Genomic DNA, 2,500 nt, shown 5'->3' on the forward strand with positions numbered 1-2,500 from the left:
TTTTGGTTGCGGGAGTAGGATTTGAACCTACGACCTTCAGGTTATGAGCCTGACGAGCTACCTGGCTGCTCCATCCCGCGGCAGGGTGTTTTTGTTATCGCTTTGCTAATTGCGGACATTGATTTGCCGCTGGTCCGTTGTTTTTGCGGTTCATTTAGCTAGCGTTTTTGATCGATTAGAGAGATTTTTGTTTGGTATTTACTAGGTTTGGCGGTGACCTACTCTCCCAGGGCTTAAGCCCAAGTACCATTGGCGCGACGGCACTTAACTTCCGGGTTCGGGATGGGACCGGGTGTTTTGCTCGTGCTATGACCACCAAACCAAGAAAATACCAACAAGCCTGCGGCTTGTTGGATTTTCTTGGTGGCGGCAGGCAGGGTATTTACGCAGTAAATGCCCGTTGCCGCACCTGAGTTATGTCACGATGACATTTCCACAAGCGCGCGGCTTATCTATCAACGTGTTGTCCAAGTTTTTGTGTATGCGTTTTTGGTGTGGCTGTCTTTTACTGGATCAGATCAAGCCAATCGGGCGATTAGTACCGGTCAACTGAATGCATTGCTGCACTTACATCTCCGGCCTATTGACGTGGTGGTCTTCCACGGCCCTCAGGGATACCTTGTTTTGAGGGGGGCTTCCCGCTTAGATGCCTTCAGCGGTTATCCTGTCCGATCATAGCTACCCTGCACTACCGTTGGCACGATAACAGGTCCACCAGTGGATCGTTCACCCCGGTCCTCTCGTACTAGGGGCAACTCCTCTCAAGTATCCTACACCCACGGCAGATAGGGACCGAACTGTCTCACGACGTTCTAAACCCAGCTCACGTACCTCTTTAAACGGCGAACAGCCGTACCCTTGGGACCTGCTCCAGCCCCAGGATGAGATGAGCCGACATCGAGGTGCCAAACACTGCCGTCGATATGGACTCTTGGGCAGTATCAGCCTGTTATCCCCGGCGTACCTTTTATCCGTTGAGCGATGGCCCTCCCACTTGGGACCACCGGATCACTATGGCCGACTTTCGTCTCTGCTCGACTTGTCAGTCTCGCAGTCAGGCTGGCTTCTGCCATTGCACTCAACGAGCGATTTCCGACCGCTCTGAGCCAACCTTCGCGCGCCTCCGTTACGCTTTAGGAGGCGACCGCCCCAGTCAAACTACCCGCCACGCAGGGTCCCGGATCCGGATAACGGACCGCGGTTAGACATCAAGAGTGCGAAGGGTGGTATCTCAAGGGAGGCTCCACCGGAACTGGCGTTCCGGTTTCGATGCCTACCACCTATCCTGCACATCACAATCCTGATGCCAGTGCGAAGCTGTAGTAAAGGTGCACGGGGTCTTTCCGTCTAACCGCGGGAAGCCTGCATCTTGACAGGCAATTCAATTTCGCTGAGTCGATGTTGGAGACAGCGGGGAAGTCGTTACGCCATTCGTGCAGGTCGGAACTTACCCGACAAGGAATTTCGCTACCTTAGGACCGTTATAGTTACGGCCGCCGTTTACCTGGGCTTCAATTCGGAGCTCTCACCCCTCCTTTTAACCTTCAGGCACCGGGCAGGCGTCAGACCCTATACGTCGTCTTGCGACTTCGCAGAGCCCTGTGTTTTTAATAAACAGTCGCCACCCCCTGGTTTGTGCCCCCGGATTCCACTTGCGTAGGACCCGGGCCTCCTTCTCGCGAACTTACGGAGGTATTTTGCCGAGTTCCTTCAACATCGTTCTCTCAAGCGCCTTGGTATTCTCTACCAGTCCACCTGTGTCGGTTTAGGGTACGGTCTGATGGAGGGCTATTTCCAGGGACTGCTCAGCAGCCCAACCAATCCGATAAGGCTGAACTACAGTCGCAATCCGTCACATCCTCCTGGCCCAGGAATATTAACCTGGTTCCCATCGCCTACGCCTTTCGGCCTCGGCTTAGGGGCCGGCTTACCCTGCTCAGATTAGCTTTAAGCAGGAACCCTTGGACTTTCGGCGAGAGTGTCTCTCACACTCTTTGTCGCTACTCATGTCATCATTCTCGCTAGTGATCTCTCCACCGGATGGCTCACGCCCCGGCTTCATCGAAAGCTCCTTGCGTCCAATCCTTCCCGAAAGAAGGTAAGGACGCATGGAACTATGTCACACTACGCTCTGCTACCATGCACTATGTGCATCCTCGGCTTCGGCTCATGGCTTGAGCCCCGTTACATCTTCGCCGCAGGACAACTTGTTTAGACCAGTGAGCTGTTACGCTATCTTTAAAGGATGGCTGCTTCTAAGCCAACCTCCTGGTTGTTTTGGTCGTCCCACCTGCTTTCCCACTTAGCCATGAATTAGGGGCCTTAGCCGGAGGTCAGGGTTGTTTCCCTCTCCACTACGGACGTTAGCATCCGCAGTGTGTCTGCCATCTAGTACTCCCGGGTATTCGGAGTTTGGTTAGGATCAGTAAGCCTGTGGGGCCCCATTACCCATCCAGTGCTCTACCCCCCGGGGTATTCGGATGACGCTCTACCTAAATAG

1 tRNA gene and 2 rRNA genes (1 of these 3 cut by a window edge) are annotated in these 2,500 nt (G+C 54.1%); all 3 read right to left on the bottom strand.

Going from position 1 to position 2,500, the window contains the following annotated elements:
* Positions 1 to 3 precede the first annotated feature (3 nt).
* Positions 4 to 80 (bottom strand) — tRNA-Met (locus AADA15_RS19215).
* Between the two features lie 125 nt (positions 81 to 205).
* A 5S ribosomal RNA gene (gene rrf / locus AADA15_RS19220) occupies positions 206 to 320 on the bottom strand.
* Between the two features lie 194 nt (positions 321 to 514).
* Positions 515 to 2,500: ribosomal RNA gene (locus AADA15_RS19225) — 23S ribosomal RNA — on the bottom strand; it runs 843 nt beyond the window's last position.

This window comes from Phycobacter sedimenti (assembly GCF_038148855.1).
In the GTDB taxonomy this organism is placed as follows: Bacteria; Pseudomonadota; Alphaproteobacteria; order Rhodobacterales; family Rhodobacteraceae; genus Phycobacter; species Phycobacter sedimenti.